This window comes from Methylobacterium sp. WL18 (assembly GCF_008040015.1).
GTDB lineage: Bacteria > Pseudomonadota > Alphaproteobacteria > Rhizobiales > Beijerinckiaceae > Methylobacterium > Methylobacterium mesophilicum.
The window spans coordinates 1-1,483 of the sequence record NZ_VRVD01000896.1 but is presented as its reverse complement, the minus strand read 5'-3'; the positions used below and the strand labels follow the sequence as shown (position 1 = coordinate 1,483).

2 protein-coding genes are annotated in these 1,483 nt (G+C 72.8%); both read left to right on the top strand.

Translation table 11 applies throughout. The annotated features are described in order from the left end of the window. On the top strand, positions 1–491 hold a 491-nt coding region (locus tag FV228_RS29445), incomplete at its 5' end, for a response regulator (protein WP_246694074.1). Further along, positions 488–1,483 (top strand): chemotaxis-specific protein-glutamate methyltransferase CheB (cheB, locus tag FV228_RS29440; RefSeq protein ID WP_147857690.1); only part of this gene is annotated, 996 nt, incomplete at its 3' end. The genes FV228_RS29445 and cheB, both read left to right, overlap by 4 nt.

The window sequence follows — 1,483 nt, the reverse complement described above, 5'->3', positions numbered from 1 at the left end:
TGCCGGTGCTGGTCCTCGACCCCGACGGCCTCGCCGCCCGGGCCGCGTCGATCGCGCCGGGCCTTTCGGCCGGAACGATGGCGCAGGCTCCACGTTCGACGACCGCGCCCCGCGCCGCCGCACGGGCGACCATCCTCGTCGTCGACGATTCGATCACCACCCGGACCTTGGAGAAGGGCATCTTGGAAGCCGCCGGCTACCGCGTGGTCGTCTGCGTCGACGGTCAGGACGCCCTCGATCGGCTGCGCGCCGAGATCGAGCCCATCGACCTTGTGCTGGCCGACGTGGAGATGCCGCGCCTCGACGGCTTCGGCCTGCTCAAGGCCCTGCGCGCCGACACCCGCTTCGCCCGGCTCCCGACGATCCTGATGACCTCGCGCGGGGATGCGGCCGACGTCTCCCGCGGCCTCGACCTCGGCGCGGACGCCTACCTGACCAAGCAGAAATTCGACCAGCGCCAGCTGCTCGACACGATCGGACAGCTGCTATGACGCCCGTCCGGGTCATGCTCGTCGAGGACAGCCTCGTGGTGCGCGAGCTGCTGCGCTATATCGTGTCGCGCGATCCCCGGCTCGAACTCGTGGCCGCGGTGCCCTCCGGCGAGGAGGCTCTGGCCACCCTCCAGGCGGTGCGGCCGGACGTGATCTCCATGGATATCCGCCTGCCCGGTATCGACGGTCTCGAGACCACGCGCCGGATCATGGCCGAGCAGCCGACCCCGATCGTCGTGATCGCCGATTCGGTGGAGGATTCCTCGCTCCGGATCTCCATGAATGCGCTCCGCGCCGGCGCCCTGTCGGTGGTCGAGAAGCCCGTGGCCACCACCCATGCCGGCTACGAGGCGGTGGCCGGCGAGATCTGCACGCAGCTGCGGATCATGGCCCAGGTCCCGGTGATCCGGCGGCGGCCGATCGGTGCCGAATGGGCCGGCCGGACCGGCCTGGCCTCCTTCGCCGCGCCGACCGAGGCGGCGGGGCAGGCGCCGAGTTTACTGGCGGTTGCCGCCTCGACTGGGGGGCCGCCGGCTCTGGCCCGGGTGATCGGCGCTCTACCCAAAAACTTTCCGCTGCCGGTGCTGGTGGTCCAGCACATGGGCCCGGCCTTCATGGAGGGCTTCGCGGCCTGGCTCGACAGCGTCGTGGCCCTGCCGGTCTCGCTGGCGCAGGACGGGGAGCGCGCGGAGCCCGGCCGCGTCTACGTGGCGCCCGGCGACCGCCACCTGGAGATCGGCTCCGGCCGGGTGATGCGGGTGGTCGCGACCGAGCCCGTCTCCGGCCAGCGCCCGGCCGCCACGGTGCTGTTCCGCTCGCTCGCCCGTCAGCTCGGACCTGCCGGAATCGGCGTGCTGCTCACCGGCATGGGCGAGGACGGGGCGGTCGGGCTGGCCGACATGCACCGGGCCGGCGCCCAGACCGTGGCCGAGCACGAGAGCACCGCGGTGGTCTACGGCATGCCGGCGGCGGCGGTGCGGCTCGGGGCCGCC